Raw genomic sequence first — 22040 nt, forward strand, 5'->3', positions numbered from 1 at the left:
CGTGCGGTCGTCCAACGACGGCCGCACGGCTGCCTTTTGCCCACTGCGTTATTTCCACTGCCTTTTGTTCACTGCCTTTTGTCCCCCATGACGTGCCCGGAGGATTATCGATGGAAAGCGACACCCAGGAGCAGGAATTCCCCCGCCGCCTCCATGACCTCTGGATCAACTCCGGCCAATCTCTCGACGACCTCCTGACCTTCGGCCGCCGCCCGCGAGTCGGCGGTGACACCTGGTCCGAGCCGGAACTCCGCTCCTGGCTCGACGGCACCGCCCTCCCGCCCAAGGACTGGCAGTTCCGCCTCCTCGTCGAACACCTGGAGAAAACCGCGGAATCGCGCCACCCGGGTTACGTCAGGACTTCCGTCGAATCCTGGTACATGCTCTACTGGCACGCCGTCGAATCCCGCTACGGCGTCCCCCCGAGAACGCGATCCGGCACCCCTCCGCGCACCGCCGGCGAACGCGACAGAAGAAGCTCTCTCACCTTCCTGCACGAATGGCGCTGGGACGCCGAATGGTTCTCCTCCCTGCGGCGGCTGGAGAATTTCGACCGCGTACCCGAAGACGTCGCCTCATCCCTCTGGGGATCCCTCCAACGCCATGCATACCGCCTCCCCACCGCCTACACGAACGGCGAGACCGACTCCACCACGACCTACTTCGCCGACCCCCACCTCGAGCACGCCCACGCCCGACTCGTCTCCGCGATGAAGCGCTTCGCCTCCCTCTCGGACGCCCTGGTCTGGGAAACCCCGGCCGATGCCGATACCGCCCCCGAGGCGCTCGTCCTCCCCGCCACCCTCGCAGCACGGGACGAGACGGCCCACGGCATGCGCCTGTCCGCCGACGCGATCCTCTCGGCCTACTTCACCCTCGTCGACCTCATCCGGGCCCGCCACCTCGTCGACGACTCCTTCCGCTTCGCGGAGACGGAGTACGGACACCTCGCGGCGTTCCCCGAATGACCCCGGCAGGGCCTGCACGGCCACGACGACGGGCCCTGCTCCTCCTGTACGTGGACAGGGCTGTCCGTCACGGTGGAGTCACCGGGTGCCGGCCCGGGACACCGCGCGACTCGTGGTGCGAGGACGGAGCGTCCGCAGCCGATGTCGGGCGGGTGGGGTTTCGGATTTAATCGGTGGTGACGTGCCCTGGGTGGCGTTATGGTGCTGCTCATCTGCTCCCCGAACAGGGGACGGTGTCGGTTCGTCGAGAAGAAGCAGGAGGTGAGGACATTGATGACTGTCACGGTGACGGGCTCTGCCCGCATTCAGGAGTTCATCGTTCCCACCCCTGTGGTCTCCGGCTGACACCCACTCGATCCGCGCGCTCGGAGCGCGCCGCCGGGGCCACCCTTCGAAGGGTTTCCCCTTGTTCAACGCCCCGCTCCACCCGTTTTCCCCTTCCGCCGTCCAGCACCCGCTCGCCGTCTACGGCTGGGACGAGGGTTGGGAGGCCGAGTTCGTCCCGTACGCCGCCCAGGGCCTGGTCCCGGGCCGGGTCGTCCGGGTCGATCGCGGTCAGTGCGATGTGGCCACCCCTGACGGTTTCGTCCGTGCCGACACCGCGTTCGTCGTTCCCCACGACCCGATGAAGGTCGTGTGCACGGGGGACTGGGTCGCCGTCGACCCCGAGGGCGGTGATCCGCGGTACGCGCGGACGCTTCTGCCTCGGCGTACCGCTTTTGTGCGCTCCACCTCGTCCAAGCGGTCCGAGGGCCAGATCCTCGCGGCCAACGTCGACCACGCCGTCATCACCGTCTCGCTCGCGGTCGAACTCGACCTCGGCCGGATCGAGCGCTTCCTCGCCCTGGCGTGGGAGTCCGGCGCCCAGCCGACGATCGTCCTCAGCAAGGCGGACCTGGTGCCCGACCCCGTCGGTCTCTCCTACCTCGTCGAGGACGTGGAGACGGTCGCCCCCGGCGTCCAGGTGCTGCCCGTCAGCTCGACGACGGGAGAGGGCCTCGACGCGCTGACCGCGACCGTCGCCGGCGGCACGACCGTGCTCCTCGGCGTCTCCGGCGCCGGGAAGTCGACCCTGGCCAACGTGCTCGTCGGCCACGACGTCATGGACGTCCAGGCCGCCCGCGACATCGACGGCAAGGGCCGCCACACCACGACCACCCGCAACCTCTTCGTCCTGCCGGGCGGGGGAGTCCTCATCGACACCCCCGGCCTGCGCGGCGTCGGCCTCTGGGACGCCGAGACCGGCGTCGGCCAGGTCTTCTCGGAGATCGAGGACCTGGCCGGGAACTGCCGCTTCCCCGACTGCGCCCACGAGGCGGAGCCGGGCTGCGCGGTCCTCGCGGCGATCGACGACGGCACCCTGCCCGTGCGCCGGCTGGAGAGCTTCCGCAAGCTCCTGCGCGAGAACCAGCGGCTCGTGGCCAAGACCGACGCCCGCCTGCGCAACGAGATCCGCAAGGACTGGAAGCGCAAGGGCGACGCCGGCCGCGCCGCCATGGAGTTCAAGCGCAGCGGCCGCCTGCGGTAGCCCACGGTCACCGGACCTCGGTCGTACGTACGGCCCCGGCGGCCGAGGTGCGCGGAGTCGTGGCCGTACGGCTCCGGCGGCCGACGTGCGTGCAGTCGCTGTCGTACGGCTGCTCCCGGGCGCCCGCGCGCGGGACCTCGGCCGGCCGAGGTCCCGGGAGCGTGGTGTCCGAATACCGCGAGTCCCGGGACGGGCGGCGGCCGCACACTGGGAGGCGTGAGGGACGACGACACCCGCTACGAGGCGGTCAGCAGCAGGGACGCGCGGTTCGACGGAGAGTTCTTCTTCGCCGTCCGCACCACCGGGATCTACTGCCGGCCCAGCTGCCCCGCCGTCACGCCCAAACGGCAGAACGTCTCGTTCTTCCCGACGGCCGCCGCCGCCCAGGGGCACGGCTTCCGGGCCTGCCGCCGCTGCCGGCCGGACGCCGTGCCCGGCTCGGCCGCGTGGAACGTGCGGGCCGACGTCGTCGGGCGCGCCATGCGGATGATCGGCGACGGCGTCGTCGACCGCGAGGGCGTGCCCGGCCTCGCCGGTCGCCTCGGCTACAGCACCCGCCAGGTGCAGCGCCAGCTGACCGCCGAGCTCGGTGCCGGGCCCGTCGCCCTCGCCCGCGCCCAGCGGGCGCACACCGCGCGGCTGCTGCTCCAGACCACGGGACTGCCCGTCACGGAGATCGCCTTCGCCGCCGGATTCGCCAGCGTCCGCCAGTTCAACGACACCGTCCGCGCGGTCTACGCCCGCACCCCGACCGCGCTGCGCGCCGAGGCGGGCACCGGCGCGGGAGCCCGCACCGCGCTCGCCGCCGGGGTGCCGCTGCGGCTCGCCCACCGGGGGCCGTACGCGGCCGGCGAGGTCTTCGACCTGCTGGCGGCCGAGGCGGTGCCCCGCGTCGAGGAGGTCGTCGGCGCGCCGGGCGCCCGCACGTACCGCCGCACGCTCCGCCTCCCGTACGGCACCGGCGTCGTCTCCGTCGACGAGCGCTCCGCGGGCCGCTGGCTCGACGCCCGCATCCACCTCACCGAGCTGCGCGACCTCACCACCGCCGTGCACCGGCTGCGCCGGCTCTTCGACCTCGACGCCGACCCGTACGCGGTCGCCGAACGCCTCGGGGCCGCCCCCGGACTCGCCGCCGAGGTGGCGGCCCGGCCCGGCGTGCGCTCCCCGGGGACGGCCGAGCCCGAGGAGTTCGCCCTGCGGACGGTCCTCGGGCCCGAGGAGTCGGCCCGGATCGTCGTGCCGCACGGCACGCCGCTGGCCGAGGCCTGCGGCACCCTCACCCACGTCTTCCCCGCACCGGCCGCCCTGACGGGCCACCCCGTCGCGGGGCCGCTCGCCCGCGCCCTCGCCGACGGGACCGTGCGCCTCGACCCCGGCGCCGACCGCGACGACGCCGAGCGGGCCCTGCGCGCCGTCCCCGGCGTCACGGCCGGGGCCGCCGCGCTGATCCGGATGCGCGCCCTCGGCGACCCGGACGTGCCCCCGGCGGACGGCCCGGACGCCGAGGAGTGGCGGCCGTGGCGCTCGTACGCGACGCGCTATCTCGCCCCGGTACCGGCGGCGGGGAGCGGGGGGCCGGGCGGGCCGGGGCTCAGCCCCAGATGACCGCGCCCGCCCAGGCGCCGACGATCAGCAGGCAGGCGAAGAGCTCGACCAGCACGCTCGTGCCGGCCGCGCGCATCACCGCCCGGGTCGCCGCCCTGGCCTGGCCGTGGCCGCCGAGGCGGAGCCGCTCCGCCAGGTAGATCCCGCCGACGAAGCCGGGGACCGCCCCGATCACCGGGATCAGCACGAAGCCCAGGAGCGCGCCCACCCCCGCGTACGCCACGATCCGGCGGGTGATCCCGACGCCGCGGAAACGGCGTGGTGGCAGTTGCCAGACGATCACCTGGGTGAGGAGCAGCAGGCCGGTCGAGGAGACGAGCAGGATCCAGGCGAGGCCCGTCCGCTCGTGCAGCGACCACCAGAGCATCGCCGCCCACACCAGCCACGTCCCCGGCACGCCGGGGGTCAGGACCCCGAACAGACCGAGCAGCATCACCGTCGCGATCATCAGGAGCTGCCACACACCCACGATGCCAGGGTGCAGGACATCGGCGGCCTCCGCAGGTCGCGGCGGGCGGACGGGGTACGGGACGGGGCGTCCGGCGGGCGGACGGGGGTCGGGTCGGGCGGCCCGAGGCGGACGGGGCGGACGGGGCCGGGCCGGGCAGCCGGGGCAGCCGAAGGTCGTGCCGGTCCTGGTCGGCTGCGTGCCGGCGGGAGCCGCGCCGGGTCGGCCGAGGGGCGCGCCGGGTCGGTTCGGCCGCAGGTGGGCGGGGGCCGCGCCGGGTCAGCCGCGGGCCACCCAGCCCTTCTCGTACGCGTGCCAGCCCAGCTGGAGCCGGGTGGTCACCCCGCTCAGCTCCATCAGCCCCTTCACCCGGCGCTGGACGGTCCGCAGCCCCAGGTCCAGTTGCTTGGCCACGCTGGCGTCGGTCATCCCGGCGAGCAGCAGCGACAGGATCTCCAGGTCCATGCCGTCCGGACCCGGCGCCTCGTCCTCGGTGATCTGCGCGCCTGCCCCGAGGCGCAGCGGCAGGGCGTCCCGCCACACCGACTCGAAGAGGCCCATGAGCGATTCGAGGAGCCCGCTCGCGTGCACGACGATGGCCGCGGGTTCGGCTCCCCGGCCGGTCAGCGGGACCATGGCCAGGGACCGGTCGGCGACCACCAGCTTGGTGGGGACGCGGTCGGCGACGCGGATCAGTTCGTCGCGGCCGAGCGCCGCGGAGAGTTCCAGCAGGCCGGTCGGGAGGGTGAGGACCTCGCGCTCGATGACCACCCGGTAGCGGACGCCCCGCCCCGCGGCCTGCTCCTCGGCGTCGTTCTCCAGGCCGGTGACCGCGATCGGCTTGCCGGTGACGAGGGCGCAGACCTCCTCCGTCGCGCCCAGCTGGAGCTGGAGGAAGCGGTGGGTGACCGCGCTGGCGCCGGTCACCACCTCCACCAGGTCGTGCACGGCGACGGCCTCGGCCTCGGCGCGGTACTCCTCGGCGAGCAGCGCCGCCGCCAGTTCGGCCTGCTCCAGCTCGTGGCGCTGCTGGGTGAGCAGCGCGCCGAGCGCCACCCCGGGCGGCGCCGCGACCCACCGTCCGGTGCGGGCCGAGGACTGGGCGGCGAGCCCCTGCGACTCGAGCCGACGCAGGGCCCGCTCGGTGTCCTGTTCGGGCAGGGCGAGCCGGTGCGCGAGATCGGTGACCTCGGCGGCGCCCAGCGCGACCAGGGCCCGGTACGCGGACTCCTGGCGCTCGTCGAGTCCTATCGCTCCCAGCATGGATGCCCCACCCCTCGCCGTACCTCCGATGGGCGTTCCCGATCGTTCCGGGACGTTCACCGGAGGCATTCGTTCCGTTGGTGACCTGGCGGGAAACGGCCACGGCGCATTCCCGCCTCGCCCATCATCCCTGCACCGCCCTCACCTCTGCCAATGTGGCGCCACCGCAGCACCAACCACCTTCGGAGAAGGGCTCTTTGCAACCTTTTTCCGAATTCAGATGGGGAGAGCGATGCGCCCGATTTCGCGTACGGCCCTGGGGGCGGCGACCGCCGCCGTCCTGGCCGTCACCGCGGTCGCGCCGTCCATGGCCGACGCGCCGCAGGACGACACGACCGGCAAGCGACCGCTGGTCGGCAGCGAGGCCGCGGCCCTCGCCGGCCAGGGCACCGGCGGCCGGGCCGCCACGGTGACCCTCGTCACCGGAGACCGCGTCCTGGTCACCCGTGACGCCCAGGGCGACCCGGCGGCCACCGTCCTCCCGCGCGAGGACGGCACCGTCCCCTTCGTCCAGACCCGCCGCTCCGGCAAGGACCTGTACGTCTACCCCGAGGACGCCGCCGACGCGCTCGCCGCCGGACGCGTCGACGAAGAGCTCTTCAACGTCACCGGCCTCGTCCGTCAGGGTTACGACGACGCGGCCACCACCACGCTGCCCCTCATCGCGGTCTACGGCTCCGACCTCGCCCGCTCCGTCCCCGCCGCCCCGCGCGGCGCCCGGCGCGGCCAGGTCCTCAAGGCCGTCGACGGCGTCGCCCTTACGGCCGAGAAGAAGCAGGCCGCCACCTTCTGGGCCGAGATCAAGGCGCCGGGCGCCCGCTCCGCCGCCGGGCTGAAGAAGCTCTGGCTCGACCGCAAGGTCGAGGCCACCCTGGAGCAGTCGACGAAGCAGGTCCACGCCCCCGAGGCCTGGGCCGACGGCTACGACGGCACGGGCACCAAGGTCGCCGTCCTCGACACCGGCGCCGACGCCGAGCACCCCGACCTCAAGGGCCGCATCGTCGCCTCGGAGAACTTCACCGACTCCGAGACCACCGACGACCGCCAGGGTCACGGCACCCACACGATCTCCACCGTCGGCGGCTCCGGCGCCGCGAGCGGCGGGAAGAAGAAGGGCGTCGCTCCCGGAGCCGCGCTCCTCAACGGCAAGGTCCTCAACGACTCCGGTTCCGGCGCCGCCTCCTGGATCATCGCCGGCATGGAGTGGGCCGTCGCCCAGGGCGCCGACGTCGTCTCCATGAGCCTCGGCAGCCCCGTACCCACCGACTGCACCGACCCGATGAGCGTCGCCGCCGAGGAACTCGCCCGGAACAAGGGCACGTTGTTCGTCATCGCCGCCGGCAACTCGGGCCCGACCCTCAACACGGTCTCCTCACCCGGCTGCGCGCCCGGCGTGCTCACCGTCGGCGCCACCGACCGCGACGACTCCACCGCCTGGTTCTCCAGCCGCGGCCCGACGATCGTCAACCACACCCTCAAGCCCGAGATCGCGGCGCCCGGCGTCGGCATCTCCGCCGCCGCGGCCGGCGGCCGGGGCGTGTCCGCCTACCAGTCCATGTCCGGTACGTCGATGGCGACCCCGCACGTCGCGGGCGCCGCCGCCGTCGTCAAGCAGCGCCACCCCGACTGGACCGCCCAGCAGGTCAAGGCGGCCCTCGTCTCCTCCGCCGACAGCGACCTCCCCGGCGACGTCCGCGAGGTCGGCGGCGGGCGCCTCGACGTCAAGGCCGCCATCGACCAGACGGTCCTCGGCGCCCCCGCCGTCCAGGGCGGCACCTTCGGCTGGCCGCAGGACAAGAGCGACCGCACCACGGTCTCCGTGCCGTACACCAACACCTCCGACGCCCCCGTCACCCTGCGGCTGGCCGTCGAGAAGGTCACCGGCAACGACGGCTCCGCCGTCCGATCGGCCGTCGCCCGGCTCGGCGCGGGCACCGTCACCGTCCCGGCCGGCACCACCGTCCAGGTCCCCCTCGCGCTCGACCCCGCCGCCAGCCTGGAGCACGCCCAGTACGGCGACGTCACCGGCCGCGTCCTCGCCACCGGCCCCGGCGGCATCCACGTCTCCACCCCGTTCTCGCTCTACGTCGAGCCCGAAACGGTCACCCTGCGCGTCAAGTTGATCGACCGTCAGGGCAAGCCGGCGACCGGCGCCTCCTCCCTCGACGTCATCGGCACCGACGACGCCAGCGGCGAGCGCCGCTTCAACGACGGCGCCGACGACCAGGTCTACCGCCTGCGTCCCGGCAGCTACTTCCTCTCCTCCTTCGTCACCACGCCCGACGCGGGCGAGGGCGCCCGGCTGACCGACTCGCTCAGCTACCTCGGCCGCCCGCAGCTGGAACTGAAGAAGGACACCACCGTCGTCCTCGACGCCCGGGAGGCCCACAAGCTGTCGGTGAGGACCGACAAGGCCACCGAACTCCGCGGCGCCACGCTCGCGTTCGCCCGCTCCTGGGACGGCTTCTGGCTGCACGCCGGAACCGCCACCGGTCCGCGCACCATCCGCGGCTACTACGCCTCGGTCGAAGGCCGGGCCGACGAGGGCGACTTCGAGTTCGGCAGCTACTGGCGGGCCGCCGCCCCGCAGATCACCTCGCTGCGCACCGCCGACGGCCTGACGCTGCACCCGCTCACGGCCTCCATCGCCTCCGACAACCTGGACGGCACCGGCTCCGCCCGCCTCGTCGACGCCGGGACCGGCACCCCCGACGAGCTCAAGGCCGCCGGCGTCCAGGGCCGCGTCGCCCTCGTCCGGCTGCCGGACGACTCCACCGCCGCCGGCGCCCTCGCCCGCAACGCCAAGGCCGCCGGCGCCGTCGCCGTCATCGCCCACCACACGGCCCCCGGCCGCTGGTACCCGAGCGGCGGCTTCACCGGACTCGGCCTGCCGGTCCTCTCCGTCCCGGCCGACGAGGCGACCGCCCTCCTCGGCAGGCTGGCCGCCGGCGAGGTCACCCTCACCTGGAACGCCACCGCGAAGAGCCCGTACCTCTACAACCTCGCGTTCCCCGAGCCCGGGGCGCTCCGCGACGAGAAGGCCTACCGCGTCCGCGACGGCGAGCTCGGCCGCACGGACTCCACCTACGGGTCGGCGGGCATCGCCACCGACTTCGTCGACTTCCCGGCGGCGCGCCGCCCGGACGGCGTCCGCATCGGCTTCGGCTCGCTGGAGACGGTCCCCGCGCCCGGCACCCGCACCGAGTACTACTCGGCCGGCGACACGACCTGGGAACCGATGGTCGGCAGCAGCTTCCCGTTCGGGGAGATCATGGTCGCCACCCCGCACGCGTACGCCCCCGGCGAGAAGCGCGCCGAGAAGTGGTACGACGGCGTCCTCGCCCCCACCGCCCCGCGCGACACGACCGGCGCGCCGGTCCTCGTCGCCGAGCGCCAGGGCAACCTCATCGGCTTCGCCGACGCCATGTGGGGCGACCGCACCCACCACGCCGTGCCCGGCTCCTTCGGCGACATCGGCAACGTCCGGCTCAGCCGCGACGGCGAGGTCCTCGGTCAGAGCAGCTGGCCGTTCGGCGTCTTCGAGGTACCGGCCGAAGCCGGGACGTACACCCTCGAACAGAACACGACGAAGATCGGCAGCAGGGTGTGGGCCCGCTCCACGTCCGTCAACTCGGTGTGGAAATTCACCTCCAAGCTTGATGAGACGGTCTATTCTCAAGGCATCCCGATTCTCTTCCCCCGGTACGACCTTCCGGAGGACGGACTCAAGACCCTCGCCGCGACCGACGGCCAGCAGATCGGCCTCACCGCGACGGGTCACGCGGGCTACACTCCCGCAGCGCTCACCTCGGCCAGGCTCTCGTACTCCTACGACGGGGGCACGACCTGGACCGAAGCGCGGGTCTCTCAGCAGGGCGGCGGCTGGACCGCGACCGTGAACCACGCGGGCGCGACCGGCAAGCAGGTCACACTGAGGACCGAACTGACGGACGCCAACGGCAACTCCGTCACCCAGACCGTGATCCGCGCTTACGACGTGCGCTGATCACGCCGGTCCGCCGGGCGTCCTTCCCGTGGGGGGTGGGGCCGCCCGGCGGACCACCCCTGTGCGGACCACCCGTTTGCAGCAGCGCTTTTCCCGATGTCCCGTTTTCGGGCGCCGCGAGCGGTGGACAATAAGGGCATGACTCAGCAGGGGGACAACTGGTGGGACAAGCTCTACGACGACGCGGCGCCGGACACGGCCCCGACGGTCTCGGGTGACACGCTCGACGACCACTTCGACACGGCGCCCCGCGCCACACCCGCCCCACCGGGCCCGACACCACCACCGCCACCACCGGAGCCGGCGCCGCTTCCGGCACCGCCGCCACCCGCACGAGGCGTGCTCCCCGCCCTGCCTCCTCCGGCACCCGGCCGGGCGCCCTGGGAGGTGCCCGAGGCGGGGCCGCGGACCTTCCCGGCACCGCCGCCGCCCGCCGACCCGCCCGTCGAGACCCCCACCGTCCAGGTGCCGGGGCCACCGGAGCCGACGGCAGGGCAGCCGGCGCCCGACACCTGGACCCCCACGGACGCCAGGACCGACACCGAGGCCGGCCCGGACACCGACGCCGACGTCGGCCCAGGCACTGCGCCAGGCCACGACACCGACCTCACCGTCGAGGTCTCCGTGCCCGTGGACCTGCCCCGGCCGCGGACCGGCTTCGTCGGCAGCAGACCGCCCACCTACGAGGCCGAGCCCACCGCCCTGCCCGTCGCCCGGCCCGGCGAGCTCGCCGACCTCGTTCCCGACACCGTCCTCGACGGCGCCCGCTACGGCACCTGCACGCTGCGCGCCGCCTCCGTGCGCGGCGACTCCGCCCGCTACCGGGGCGAGCCCCGCCGCGACGCCCTGCTCACCGCCCGCTTCGGGCACGACGAGACCGCCCTCGTCCTCGTCGCCGTCGCCGCCGGCTCCCGCGCCGCCGAGGACGCCCACCTGGCCGCCGCCGACGCCTGCCACTGGATCGCCGAGGCCGTCTGCCGCAGCCACGCCCGGCTCTCCGAGGACATCAGGTCGGGCCGCCGCGGCGACCTCAAGTCCGGTCTGCACCGGCTCACCGACCGCACGTACGGCAAGCTCAGGGCGCGCGCCGCCGAACGCGGCCTCGCCCCCGACGAGTACACCGCGACCCTGCGCTGCCTGCTCCTGCCCGCCGACCCCGAGTGCCGCACCCGGGTCTTCTTCGGCATCGGCGGCGGCGGGCTCTTCCGGCTCCGCGACGGCGCCTGGCAGGACCTCGAACCGCTCCTGCCCGAACCGGCCGCCGTCGGCGCGCCCGTCCTCGGCTTCGGCTCGCCGCCGCCGGTCGCGGAGGCCACCGAGGAGGGCGACCGGCTCACCATGGACCTCGGCATCACGACCGCGCCCGGGCCGGTCATGGAGGAGCCGGTGCCGCCGCCGCCCGAGCCGTTCCGGTTCCGCGCCTCCGTCGCCCGCCCCGGCGACACCCTGCTCCTCGCCTCGCCGGGCCTCGCCGAGCCGATGCGCGGCGAACCCGCCCTCGCGCACGCCCTCGCGGACCGCTGGACGGACCAGGAACCCCCCGGCCTCGCGGCCTTCCTGGCCGACACCCAGCTGAGGGTGACCGGCTACGCCGACGACCGCACGGGGGCCGCCGTCTGGGAGGCGTAACGCGCCGGGCCGTGTGTTGATGGAGCCATGGCCAAACAGAACGTGGCGGAACAGTTCGTCGACATCCTCGTGCGCGCCGGGGTCCGGCGCATGTACGGAGTGGTGGGCGACAGTCTGAACCCGGTCGTCGACGCCATCCGCCGCACCCCGGAGCTCGACTGGATCCAGGTGCGGCACGAGGAGGTGGCGGCCTTCGCGGCGGGCGCCGAGGCCCAGATCACCGGTGGCCTCGCCGCCTGCGCCGGCTCCTGCGGACCGGGCAACCTGCACCTGATCAACGGCCTGTACGACGCCCACCGCTCCATGGCCCCGGTGCTCGCCCTCGCCTCGCACATCCCGTCGAGCGAGATCGGCCTCGGCTACTTCCAGGAGACCCACCCCGACCAGCTGTTCCGCGAGTGCAGCCACTACAGCGAGCTCATCTCCAACCCGCGGCAGATGCCCCGGCTGCTCCACACGGCGATCCAGCACGCCGTCGGACGCGGCGGCGTCAGCGTCGTCTCGCTGCCCGGCGACATCGCCTCCCAGCCGGCCCCCGAGAAGACGGCGGAGACCGCGCTCGTCACCACCCGGCCCACCGTCCGTCCCGGCGACGGCGAGATCGAGGCGCTGGTACGGATGATCGACGAGGCCGATCGGGTGACGCTCTTCTGCGGCAGCGGCACGGCCGGCGCGCACGCCGAGGTGATGCAGTTCGCCGAGCGGCTGAAGTCGCCCGTCGGCCACGCCCTGCGCGGCAAGGAGTGGATCCAGTACGACAACCCGTACGACGTCGGCATGAGCGGACTGCTCGGATACGGCGCCGCCTACGAGGCCACCCACGAGTGCGACCTGCTGATCCTGCTCGGCACCGACTTCCCGTACAACGCCTTCCTGCCCGACGACGTCAGGATCGTGCAGGTGGACGTCCGGCCCGAGCGCCTCGGCCGCCGCTCGCGGCTCGACCTCGCCGTCTGGGGCGACGTCCGTGAGACCCTGCGCTGCGTCGTCCCGCGCGTCCGGGCCAAGACCGACCGGCGCTTCCTGGACAAGATGCTGAAGAAGCACGCCGACGCGCTGGAGGGCGTGGTCAAGGCGTACACCCGCAAGGTCGAGAAGCACGTCCCCGTCCACCCCGAGTACGTCGCCTCCGTGATCGACGAACTCGCCGACGACGACGCCGTCTTCACCGTCGACACCGGCATGTGCAACGTCTGGGCGGCCCGCTACCTCTCGCCCAACGGGCGGCGCAGGATCATCGGTTCGTTCACCCACGGCTCCATGGCGAACGCGCTCCCGCAGGCCATCGGCGCCCAGTTCACCGACCGGAACCGGCAGGTCGTCTCGCTCTCCGGCGACGGCGGGTTCTCCATGCTGATGGGCGACTTCCTCACCCTGGTCCAGTACGACCTGCCCGTGAAGGTGATCGTGTTCGACAACTCCTCGCTCGGCATGGTGGAGCTGGAGATGCTCGTCTCCGGCATCCCCTCGTACGGGACGACGAACAAGAACCCCGACTTCGCCGCCATCGCCCGCGCCGCCGGGGCGTACGGCGTCCGGGTCGAGAAGCCCAAGCAGCTGGCGGGCGCCCTCAGGGACGCCTTCAAGCACAAGGGCCCCGCGCTCGTCGACGTCGTCACCGACCCCCACGCGCTCTCCATCCCACCGAAGATCAGCGCCGAGATGGTGACCGGCTTCGCCCTCTCCGCCAGCAAGATCGTCCTCGACGGCGGCGTGGGCCGGATGCTGCAGATGGCCCGCTCCAACCTCCGGAACGTGCCCCGCCCCTGAGGGAATGCGGGCGCCCCGGCGGGGCATGCATCCCCGTGAGCCTGTTCGACGACTGTGGGTGGGGGTTATGGCCGGGGAGGCGCGACAGCCGACTCAACTGCTCAGGAAGGTGGGAGGCGCGGATCTCACCGCGGTGCCGGAGGTACGACATGCCTTGCGGGAAATGCTGCGGAAGTGGGGCGGACCGGGCGCCTCCGACGTGGCCGAACTGCTCACCAGCGAACTGGTGACCAACGCCCTGGTGCACACCGGCCACGGGGCCGTCGTCACGGCGACGGTCGTCCCCGAGCAGCTCAGGGTCGAGGTCCGGGACTTCGTCCCCGGCCTGGAGGCGCCACCCGCACCGCCCGCCGACGACGGTACGCACGGCAGGGGACTCGTGCTCGTCCAGGCCCTGGCCGACTCGTGGGGGGTCGAGGACAGCGGCGTGGGCAAGGTGGTGTGGTTCGAACTGAACGGTGGGGCCGCCTGAGAGGCGGCCCCACCGGTCTTGCGGGTACTCCACGATCCGTGCTCAGCCGAACTGCTGCTCCAGGTCCTTGAGCTTGCGCTCCAGGGAGTCGAGCCGGGGCAGCGTCTGGGTGTCGTCCTCGGCGGTGAGGTCCACCGTCCGGGAGTCGCCCGTGCGGGACTCAGCGCCCCTCACGGCTTGCAGGGAGGGCCGGGGTCGAAGCGGCAGTTGTCCGGGGTCCGCTATGGCGGGCTCCGCGACGGCGGCCTGCACGGCGGCCGTCGCGGAGCCCGACCCGGCGCCCACGCCCGGGCCGGAACCGGCCGTGGCGTTCAGCGCGGCCATCTCGACCTGGCGGCCGCCGCCCCGGCCGAGCCCGAAGGCGCGGTGCTGGCGGTTGATCGCCTTGAGCCGTGCCCGGTCGAGCTTGACCTGGTCGCGCCGCCGGATCCGGTTCTGCTCCTTCTCCCGACGGTCCTCGCGCACCTCGTCGACCGCCTCGTCGAGCGTCCGCACGTTCTCCAGCAGCATCAGCGACCAGGCGGCGAAGGTCTCCCGGGGGGCCCGCAGCCACCGGACGATCCGGATCTGCGGCAGCGGGCGGGGCACCAGGCCCTGCTCGCGCAGCGCCGCCCGGCGGGTCTGCTTCAGGGCCCGGTCGAAGAGGACGGCCGCCGAGAGGGACATGCCCGCGAAGAACTGCGGGGCGCCGTCGTGGCCCAGGCCGCGCGGCGCGTGGACCCAGTTGAACCAGGCGGCCGCGCCGGCGAACAGCCAGACGAGGAGCCGCGAGCCGAGGGCCGCGTCGCCGTGGCTGGCCTCGCGCACCGCGAGGACCGAGCAGAACATGGCCGCGCCGTCGAGGCCGAACGGGACGAGGTACTCCCAGCCCCCGGTGAGGTTGAGGTTCTGCCGGCCGAAGCCGACGAGCCCGTGGAAGGAGAGCGCCGCGGCGACCGCGGCACAGCAGAAGAGGAGGACGTAGGACGCGGTGCCGTAGACCGCCTCCTTGCGTCTGCGGCGCTCCTCGCTGCGTTCCCAGGAGTCCTCGGCCGCGGCCTGGTCACCGGCGCGCTTCCCGCGCGCGAGCACCGCCACCGCCGTCAGGACTCCGGCCACCATCACGCCGCCCGGAAGCAGCCAGTCCAGCGATATGTCGGTCAGTCTCATGCGGTGTCCCTTGCATCGCAGTAGGGCGTTTGGCGGCCCATACTGGCCGACCCCGTGCGGTGCTCAAGGGGTTTCCGGGCAAGAGCACGCCATCGGGGGCCCACGGCATACGAATAGGTGCGATCTGGTCGAACGCACATACAAGGAAGGGGAATTGGGTTCGATTTACGCCACCCGTGCGGGTGGCGTAATCACCCGGGAGCCTCAGGCGGTCGCGGCCAGTCGGCGGACGCGCTCGGCGTCGCAGGTGCGCGGGCAGGTGAGGCAGGTGTCCTCGGGGCGCAGTGTGTAGAAGAAGCAGCAGGTCGCCCGGTCGCGGGTGGCGCGCGGGGCTCCGTCGGCGCCCTCGGACCCGGCCAGCTCGCGGAAGCCCGCCCCGCCGGCGTACGGCTTGTACGGCTTGGAGGTGCCCGGCAGCAGGAGTTCGAGCTCGTCCATCGCCCGCCGCTCCTCGCCGAGCAGCGCGCCGACGTACCAGAGGCCCTCGACGATCTCGTCCGTGGCCATGCCCCACAGGGCCCGCCGACCGCGCCTCATGCGGGGGCCGAAGCCGCCGAGGACCGCCTCGAAGTGCTCGGCGAGCGAGGCGCGGACCTCGGCCCGCAGCGCCTCCTCGTCGGCGACGACCCGGGCGCCGGGCAGGGCGGCGGCGGGGTCGCCCGGCAGGCAGGCGAACTCGTCCACCCGGACCGACATCCGGCCGAGCGCCCGCTGGAAGGCGACGTTCCCGGCGGCCAGCCGGGGCACCCGGCGGTGCAGGAACCACGGGACGGTGACGAGGAGGCAGGCGGGCCAGGCGTAGCGGTGCAGTCCGAAGCTCGCGACGACGTCGGGGCGGGCCTGGGCGCCGTAGTCGCGCAGCACCTGCGCGTTGTCCCAGGCGAGGAAGGCGTCGAGGGCCGGGCCCCCGGCCGCGAGTTCGTCCGCGCCCACCCAGCCCGCGCCGCGCGGCAGCCGCTCGCCCCGGGCCGGTTCCTCTATCCGCAGGCCGGAGAAGGCCTCGGCGAGTCGTGCGTAGGAGGCTGCGACGGGCGAGGCGGGCGGAGCGGGCAACAAGGCGGGGACGGTCATGCGGACCACCGAATCGCGATCGTAGGCAGGTTAGCCTTACCTTACCCGATTCGGGATCATCTCTCACCACCGTGCCGCCCCACCTGCGGGGCGGCCCCGCACCCCCGCGAGGCCGGTCCGTTCGCCTATGGTGCACAGAGGACCCGGCCCATGCGAGCCGGGCCCGGCACGAGGCCCCAGGAGGACCCGGGTGGAGCAGAGCGCAGCGCGCGAGCGGGCGACGGACCGACCGTCCCCGCCCGTCGGCGACCCGGCACGCGTACCCCGGCAGGGCCGGAGCGCGGACACCACCGGACGCCCCGGCGGCACCCCGTACGTCCGTGCGACGGAGGACACCCGCGACGGCCGGTACACACCCGGCGCCACCCACGTCCCGGGCATCGGCGTCTCTGCCCGCGCCCCGGGCGCCGGTGGTCCCGCCCACGTCGCGGGCGCCGGGCCTGCGGGGGGCGTCCCGGGCGCACGCGGCGAGCACACCCACGACCGGGCGGCCGCGCCCGCCCCCCGCGAGGTGCGGCGGCACTCCGTGCGCGGGCAGATCCTCGACGCCCTCCGCACCGCCCTCGTCGGCGGCGAACTCGTCCCGGGCGAGGTGTACTCCGCCCCCGCCCTCGCCGAACGCTTCGGCGTCTCGGCGACACCCGTGCGCGAGGCCATGCAGCGACTGGCCGTCGAGGGTGCCGTGGAGGTCGTGCCGAACCGGGGCTTCCGCGTCACCGAGCGCACCCCGCGCGAACTCGCCGAACTCGCCGAGGTCCGGGCGCTCATCGAGGTCCCCGTCATGCTGCGGCTCGCCCGCACCGTCCCGGCCGCCCGCTGGGCCGAGCTCAGGCCGCTCGCCGAGGCGACCGCGGCCGCCGCCGCCCGGGGCGACCGCGCCCACTACGCCGAGACCGACCGGGCCTTCCACCGGGCCGTCCTCTCCCTCGCCGGGAACACCCAGCTGCTCACCATCGCCGACGACCTCCACCGCCGCTCCCAGTGGCCCCTGATCAGCGCCCCCGCCCTCCGCCACGGCGACCTCGTCGCCGACGCCGCCGAGCACACCGCCCTCCTCGACGCCCTGATCGCCCAGGACCTCACCGTCGTCCAGTCGCTCGTGCGCGAGCACTTCGCCGGCGCGGACGGCTGAGCGGGCGACCGGACGGCCGGACGACCGGGCGGACGGCTCGACGGACGGCCGTGTCGGCGGCCGGGCGGCGCTCCGCCGGGGCCCGTCGGGCATCGTCCGGACCGGGCTCGATCGACCAGGCACTCCCGGGCTCCGGGGCGACTAGAGTCGGAGGCGTCAGCCGCCCGCACCGTCTTGCCCGTGAGGTGCTCCATGACGTCCGTGACCCCGTCCTCGGCATGGGACGGACGTAGACCCGCCACCGGTACGGAAGCCGAGGCCGCGGCCCTGCTCGGCTGGCTGACCGACCCCGAGGCGCCGCGGTTGTGCGTGGTCACCGGAGCGGCGGGCGCGGGGAAGACGGCCCTGCTCGGCTGGTTCGCCGCGTACGGACCCCGGGCCGGGCGGCCGCGACGGCGGACCGGCCGGGTCCTCGTGCCGCTGGCCGGGCAGAGCGTGCTCGGTGCCACGTGGACGATCGCCGACCGGCTCGGCGTGGTGGCGAAGTCGCCCGGCGACCTCGTCCACGCGCTCGCCACCAGTGACGCGAGGCCCGCCGGGCGGGCCGTCCTGCTCCTGACGGACCTGCACGCGGCGGCCGAGCCGGCCGAGCTCACCCGGCTGATCGGGGAGCTCGCCGGCGTGGGCAGGATCCGGCTGGTGGTCGAGGCCAGGAGCGGCAGCCCGGCCCCGGCCGTGCTCCGTGCCGAGCGCCGGGTCACGCTCGTGGACCTGGACGGCGACCCCGGACCCGGCGAGGTCCTCCCCGCCCGGCCCGCGCCCCGGCCGCTGCCCGACCTCTCCGACCCCGTGGCGGTCTGCGTGGCCGACCCGCTGCTCGTCACCACCGCGTACGTCACCGGCGCCGCGCCCGCCGGTGTGCCCGGCACCCTCGACGGCCCCGAGGCCCCCGCCCGGCCCGGCGAGGGCGCTGCGGACGACCACGGCGGGCTGCGCGCCGCGTGGATGCGCGCCGGCCAGTCGCTCTGCCGCGAACAGCCCCCGGCGGAACGCGCGTCGGTGCTGCTCGCCGCCCTCGGCGACGGAGCCGACCCCCGGCTGCGCCCCGCGCTCCAGGAGCTCGCGGAGGGCGCGCCCTGGCGGCTCAGGTGGGCCCGCCACCGGGGCGACCTGACGCCGCCCTGGCCCGGTCCGGTCACCGTGCTCGGCGCGGCCGGCGGCCCGCTGGAGGGGACGCTGCTCGTGGGCGACCGCACCGGGGCCGTACGGCTGCTGCACGAGGCGGACGCCGGCCCGGCCGGACGCCTGGCGCACACCGTCCCCGGTCGGGTCACCGCGCTCGCGCCCGCGCCCGACGGGACGGTGCTGCTCCTGGACGACCGCGGCAGGCTGCACACCGTGCGGGGCACCGCGCCCCGGGCCCCGTACCTGGAGCGCCTCACCGAGGCCGTGTCGGCGACGCTGGCCCGGCACCCGGGCACGGCCCTCGCGGCCATCGCGGGCTCCGTGGTGGTGGGGGACCGGCTCGGTTCCGTGCACGCCTTCGGTCTGACCGGCCTGCACCAGGCGGCCTCGCACAGCGGCCGGGTCACGGCGGTCGCGGCGGTCGACTCCGAGACCCCGTTCGTCTGCTCCGGCGGCGCGGACGGCACGGTACGGCTCTGGACCCCGGGGCGCGACCCGCGCCCCGACCCGCTCGCCGAGCGCCCGTCCCCGGTCGTCTCCCTGCACGCGACGGAGACCCCGTACGGCCCCCTGGTCGCCGCGGCCTGGGCCGACGGCCTCGTCGAACTCCACCGCCCGGAAGGCGGACCGAAGTTGTCCTTCCGTCCGGGGCCCCCGATCCGCGCGGTCGCCGTCACGGGAGCGGGCTCCCTCGTCGTCGGAACGGACGAGAGCCTGATCTGCCTCGTGCCCAAGTCTCGCTAGTCCGCTTGTAGTCGAGGGTTGGTCTCGCGACGCGCATGTCGCGGGACCAACCCCCGCTCGTTCACCGGCCCTTGACCGTAAGGGACTTCAGGTCGCGGTCCGTGGCGTCAGCTGGGCCGACAGCCAGGTCGGCACCCCGCCGAGGAGGCGGAAGAGGCGCCGGGCCTCGGCCCGCAGCCGGCCGGCCTCCGGTTCCGTCTCGGCGTCGGCGAGGGCGGTCAGCGCCGGGGCGGTGCCGACCAGGTAGCCCAGCTCCTCGCGGATCCGCAGCGACTCGGCGAAGCCGTGCCGCGCCTCCGCCAACTCGCCGTCTCGTAAAGCCAGTCCGGCCAGATGGCGCCAGGTGAAGGACAGCAGCAGCGAGTCCCCCCGGGCGGTCGCCCCCGCGTGCGCCCTGCGGTACGCGGCACGGGCCGCCTCCGGGGAGTCGCCGAGGTTCTGCGCGACGAGCCCGCGCCGGAAGTCGAGCAGCGGCCTGCCCTCGGTGTCGGGGGCGATCAGGGCCGCCGCCCGGCCCAGGGCCATCCGCGCCTCGTCGGCCCGGTCGCGCACCCCCAACAGCGTGGAGGCGTAGGCGAGATAGCCGCGTTCGCAGGCGGCGGCCCCGCGTTCCTCGTCGGTGCGGGCGACCGCCTCGGCGGCCCGGAGCGCCTCCTCGGCGTCGGCCCAGCCCTGTTCGGTGTAGAGGCAGCGCTCGATCAGCAGCGCGGCCCGTTCGAGTGCGACGGCGGGTTCTGTGGCGCGCGGCGCGAGCAGCGCGGCCGCGTCCGTCCAGCACCCGCGTGAGCGGAGCCGCCATATGGCGGTCTCCACGGGGGTCTCCTTGCCATAGGCGAGGGACGGATCTTCGCCACCCCTTGATTCGGAACCAGACATGGCGGTATCCGCCACATTGCCCTCCCCGAGCGCGCCATTGAGCTGTTGAGTAGACCCGCATCTCAGCACATGGGCAGCACCTGGCCAAGGGGGCAGGTGAAAGAATTCACAAGAGTCCGAGGAGTGCGGCCGCCGCCGTCCGGGCAGCGGCCGAAAGGCCGTCAGATCGCTGCCGGGCCCGGGATCAGGCCTCCGCGGGGCCCGTCGGCGAACCCGGTCGACGGGCCCCACCAGCCCGGACGTCACTCCTTCGGACTCCATCGAAAGGGTGAATCCGCGCGGAGTGGATCAGCTCATCCGCAGGGCCAGGAAGAAGTCGAGCTTGTCCTCCAGGCGGGAGAGGTCGCGACCGGTGAGCTGCTCGATGCGGCCCACCCGGTAGCGCAGCGTGTTCACGTGCAGGTGCAGTCGCGTCGCGCAGCGCGTCCAGGAGCCGTCGCAGTCCAGGAAGGCCTCCAGCGTCGGGATGAGCTCCGCCCGGTGGCGCCGGTCGTAGTCCCGCAGCGGGTCGAGCAACCGGGCCGTGAAGGCGCGGCGGACGTCGTCCGGGACGAACGGCAGCAGCAGGACGTGCGAGGCCAGCTCGTGGTGGCCGGCGGCGCAGACCCGGCCCGGGCGTGCGGCGGCGACCCGGCGGGCGTGCCGGGCCTCCTCCAGGGCCCCGCGCAGCCCCTCCGCGGAGGCGACGGCCGCGCTGACGCCGAGCGTGAGGCGCCCGTCGTCCGCGAGCCCGGCCGAGAGCGGGGCCCGTACGGCGGCGAGCAGGGCGTCCGCGTGCAGGCCGAGCGCGGTCGCCGGGCCCTCGTCCTCGCTGTCCGGGAGCGGGCCCGCGGCCAGCGGGACCAGGGCGATGGCCTCGTCGCCGCTGTGCGCGACGGCGATCCGGTCGGCGGACTCGGCCCCCGCGGTCGCCGGGTCGACCAGGATCTCCTCCAGGAGCGCCTGGGCGACCGGCCCGCCGTCCACGGCGGAGCCCTGGCCGGCCTCCTGCTCCCACTCCACGCGGGCCACGACCACCTGCCAGTGCGGGGCCGTGCCGAGCCCGGGCAGCAGCACCGGGGCGGCGACCCGCAGCCGGGCCGCGATCTCGGCGGGCGCGGCGCCCGTCTGCACCAGCTCCAGGACCTCCTGGGCCAGCCGGCGGCGCACCGTGCGGGCCGCGTCGCGGCGATCCCGCTCGACCGCGATCAGCTGGGTGACGCCCTGGAGCAGGTCGAGCCGGGCGGCCGGCCAGTCCCCGGCGTCCGCCTCGACGGCGAGCAGCCAGTCCGACAGGACCGTCTCGCGCACGTCCCGGGAGGCCGGAGCGGTGCCGCGGCCGGTGTTGCGGATCGGGAAGAGCGAGTACGTCGCCCCGGCGGCGTTCAGCCGGTGCGGGCCGCGCCGGCCCGTCCGGGTGGCGGCCAGGTGCTCACCGGCCAGGGTGGCCGCGAGACCGGCCTCCAGGGGCTCTCCCGCGCCCGCGATCTGGCGGCCGGTGGGGGAGAGGACCCAGGCGCGCAGGTCCAGGTCGGAGCCGAGGAGGTCGAGGACCACCTCGGGGCCGCCGCCCGCCGGTCCCGAGGTCATGAGTCGCCGGTGCCGGTCCACGACGGCCGCCAGGTCGCCGGCCCGCTCGCCGGAGACCTGTCGAACAACGTGCTCGGTGATCGTCGCGAACGCAACGGACTCGTTGACCGCGAAGAGCGGCAGCCGATGGCGTGAACACGCCTCCACGAGATCGTCCGGGATGTCGCCAAGCTCGGCCTCGCCGGCCGCCAGGGCGGCGACCCCGGCCGAGGCCAGGATCCGGACGAAGGGCTCGGCGTCGGACGGGTCGGCCCGCCAGGCGAGGCCGGTGAGCACCAGCTCGCCGCCCGACAGGTACCGGCTGGGGTCCTTGAGGTCCGTCGTCATCACGCCGCGGACGGTCCGGTCGAGCTCGTCCTCGCCGCCGAGCAGGCGCAGCCCCAGCGCGTCGTTCTCCAGCAGTGCGCGCAGCCGCATCGTGTCGCCGCCGTTCCTTCGTTGGGTGAGGGTGGGTGTCGCGTTGTCGACGGTGGCGTGGTGCCACCGTTTCCAGGGGAAAACAGAGAGGTTCCCGTTTCCCGCCTTTCGTTCGAATCTACAAGACGACGAAGGGCGCCAGCCAACTCCTTCATGTTTTCGGTGACTGCACCCGGGCGATCGTGGGCTTGTGTACTAGGCCACACACCGCGTGAACAGCACATGAACACGATGTCGAGGGCCGGCCGTCCCCCCGGGCCCCACCGTT

The 22040-nt window shown here is 74.3% G+C and carries 15 protein-coding genes; 9 read left to right on the forward strand and 6 right to left on the reverse strand.

What is annotated here, in order from left to right:
- The first annotated feature begins 110 nt into the window (after positions 1-110).
- The 3 genes from ACIQFX_RS27830 (at position 111) to ACIQFX_RS27840 (ending at position 4101) form a co-directional block, all read left to right on the forward strand.
- Positions 111-968 (forward strand): hypothetical protein, encoded by an 858-nt coding sequence (locus ACIQFX_RS27830; RefSeq protein ID WP_402468716.1) that lies wholly within the window; start codon positions 111-113, stop codon positions 966-968.
- 406 nt (positions 969-1374) lie between these two features.
- The gene (gene rsgA / locus ACIQFX_RS27835; RefSeq protein WP_402468718.1) at positions 1375-2496 is read left to right on the forward strand and encodes a ribosome small subunit-dependent GTPase A; all 1122 of its coding nucleotides are present in this window, start codon (positions 1375-1377) and stop codon (positions 2494-2496) included.
- Positions 2497-2712: 216 nt separating this feature from the next.
- Positions 2713-4101 carry a DNA-3-methyladenine glycosylase 2 family protein gene (locus tag ACIQFX_RS27840; protein ID WP_402468721.1) on the forward strand — a complete coding sequence of 463 codons (1389 nt, stop codon included), beginning with the start codon at positions 2713-2715 and terminating at the stop codon, positions 4099-4101.
- Here ACIQFX_RS27840 and ACIQFX_RS27845 read toward each other — a convergent pair.
- Both ACIQFX_RS27845 and ACIQFX_RS27850 read right to left on the reverse strand, forming a co-directional pair.
- On the reverse strand, positions 4088-4570 hold the full coding sequence (locus ACIQFX_RS27845; RefSeq protein WP_402468724.1) for a DUF456 domain-containing protein: 483 nt from the start codon (positions 4568-4570) through the stop codon (positions 4088-4090). The two genes, ACIQFX_RS27840 and ACIQFX_RS27845, sit on opposite strands and share 14 nt — an antisense overlap.
- A gap of 258 nt (positions 4571-4828) precedes the next feature.
- Entirely contained in the window at positions 4829-5812 is a 984-nt protein-coding gene (locus ACIQFX_RS27850) for a helix-turn-helix domain-containing protein (protein ID WP_402468727.1), read from the reverse strand.
- A gap of 232 nt (positions 5813-6044) precedes the next feature.
- Here ACIQFX_RS27850 and ACIQFX_RS27855 point away from each other — a divergent pair, with 232 nt between their 5' ends.
- The 4 genes from ACIQFX_RS27855 (at position 6045) to ACIQFX_RS27870 (ending at position 13689) form a co-directional block, all read left to right on the forward strand.
- Positions 6045-9818 (forward strand): S8 family peptidase, encoded by a 3774-nt coding sequence (locus ACIQFX_RS27855; RefSeq protein WP_402468730.1) that lies wholly within the window; start codon positions 6045-6047, stop codon positions 9816-9818.
- A gap of 138 nt (positions 9819-9956) precedes the next feature.
- Positions 9957-11447 (forward strand): protein phosphatase 2C domain-containing protein, encoded by a 1491-nt coding sequence (locus ACIQFX_RS27860; RefSeq protein WP_402468733.1) that lies wholly within the window; start codon positions 9957-9959, stop codon positions 11445-11447.
- A 27-nt stretch (positions 11448-11474) separates the two neighbouring features.
- Positions 11475-13217: a pyruvate dehydrogenase gene (locus tag ACIQFX_RS27865; protein ID WP_402468736.1), complete on the forward strand. Its 1743-nt coding sequence runs from the start codon at positions 11475-11477 to the stop codon at positions 13215-13217.
- A gap of 67 nt (positions 13218-13284) precedes the next feature.
- A complete protein-coding gene (locus ACIQFX_RS27870) occupies positions 13285-13689 on the forward strand; it encodes an ATP-binding protein (RefSeq protein WP_402468739.1) in 405 nt (134 codons plus the stop codon).
- A gap of 42 nt (positions 13690-13731) precedes the next feature.
- On the opposite strand, the gene ACIQFX_RS27875 is transcribed toward ACIQFX_RS27870, so the two are convergent.
- Entirely contained in the window at positions 13732-14838 is a 1107-nt protein-coding gene (locus tag ACIQFX_RS27875; protein WP_402468742.1) for a DUF2637 domain-containing protein, read from the reverse strand.
- A gap of 204 nt (positions 14839-15042) precedes the next feature.
- Positions 15043-15909, reverse strand: a complete 867-nt coding sequence (locus ACIQFX_RS27880; protein ID WP_402468745.1) for a (2Fe-2S)-binding protein — start codon at positions 15907-15909, stop codon at positions 15043-15045.
- 190 nt (positions 15910-16099) lie between these two features.
- Here ACIQFX_RS27880 and ACIQFX_RS27885 point away from each other — a divergent pair, with 190 nt between their 5' ends.
- Both ACIQFX_RS27885 and ACIQFX_RS27890 read left to right on the forward strand, forming a co-directional pair.
- Positions 16100-17041, forward strand: a complete 942-nt coding sequence (locus tag ACIQFX_RS27885) for a GntR family transcriptional regulator (protein WP_402468747.1) — start codon at positions 16100-16102, stop codon at positions 17039-17041.
- Between the two features lie 192 nt (positions 17042-17233).
- Positions 17234-18910, forward strand: a complete 1677-nt coding sequence (locus ACIQFX_RS27890) for a WD40 repeat domain-containing protein (protein ID WP_402468750.1) — start codon at positions 17234-17236, stop codon at positions 18908-18910.
- Between the two features lie 87 nt (positions 18911-18997).
- Here the strand turns inward: ACIQFX_RS27890 and ACIQFX_RS27895 are convergent, their stop codons facing one another.
- The gene (locus ACIQFX_RS27895; RefSeq protein ID WP_402468752.1) at positions 18998-19801 is read right to left on the reverse strand and encodes a hypothetical protein; all 804 of its coding nucleotides are present in this window, start codon (positions 19799-19801) and stop codon (positions 18998-19000) included.
- Positions 19802-20074: 273 nt separating this feature from the next.
- The gene (locus ACIQFX_RS27900) at positions 20075-21772 is read right to left on the reverse strand and encodes a PucR family transcriptional regulator (protein WP_402468754.1); all 1698 of its coding nucleotides are present in this window, start codon (positions 21770-21772) and stop codon (positions 20075-20077) included.
- Positions 21773-22040 lie beyond the last annotated feature (268 nt).

Origin of the sequence: Streptomyces sp. NPDC093089, assembly GCF_044754405.1 — a bacterium.
Lineage (GTDB): Bacteria > Actinomycetota > Actinomycetes > Streptomycetales > Streptomycetaceae > Streptomyces.

Coding starts and splice junctions, on each gene's coding strand:
- ACIQFX_RS27830 (WP_402468716.1), top strand. CDS start 111: ATGGAAAGCGACACCCAGGAGCAGGAATTCCCCCGCCGCCTCCATGAC.
- ACIQFX_RS27850 (WP_402468727.1), bottom strand. CDS start 5,812: ATGCTGGGAGCGATAGGACTCGACGAGCGCCAGGAGTCCGCGTACCGG.
- ACIQFX_RS27855 (WP_402468730.1), top strand. CDS start 6,045: ATGCGCCCGATTTCGCGTACGGCCCTGGGGGCGGCGACCGCCGCCGTC.
- ACIQFX_RS27860 (WP_402468733.1), top strand. CDS start 9,957: ATGACTCAGCAGGGGGACAACTGGTGGGACAAGCTCTACGACGACGCG.
- ACIQFX_RS27865 (WP_402468736.1), top strand. CDS start 11,475: ATGGCCAAACAGAACGTGGCGGAACAGTTCGTCGACATCCTCGTGCGC.
- ACIQFX_RS27870 (WP_402468739.1), top strand. CDS start 13,285: ATGGCCGGGGAGGCGCGACAGCCGACTCAACTGCTCAGGAAGGTGGGA.
- ACIQFX_RS27875 (WP_402468742.1), bottom strand. CDS start 14,838: ATGAGACTGACCGACATATCGCTGGACTGGCTGCTTCCGGGCGGCGTG.
- ACIQFX_RS27880 (WP_402468745.1), bottom strand. CDS start 15,909: ATGACCGTCCCCGCCTTGTTGCCCGCTCCGCCCGCCTCGCCCGTCGCA.
- ACIQFX_RS27890 (WP_402468750.1), top strand. CDS start 17,234: ATGACGTCCGTGACCCCGTCCTCGGCATGGGACGGACGTAGACCCGCC.
- ACIQFX_RS27900 (WP_402468754.1), bottom strand. CDS start 21,772: ATGCGGCTGCGCGCACTGCTGGAGAACGACGCGCTGGGGCTGCGCCTG.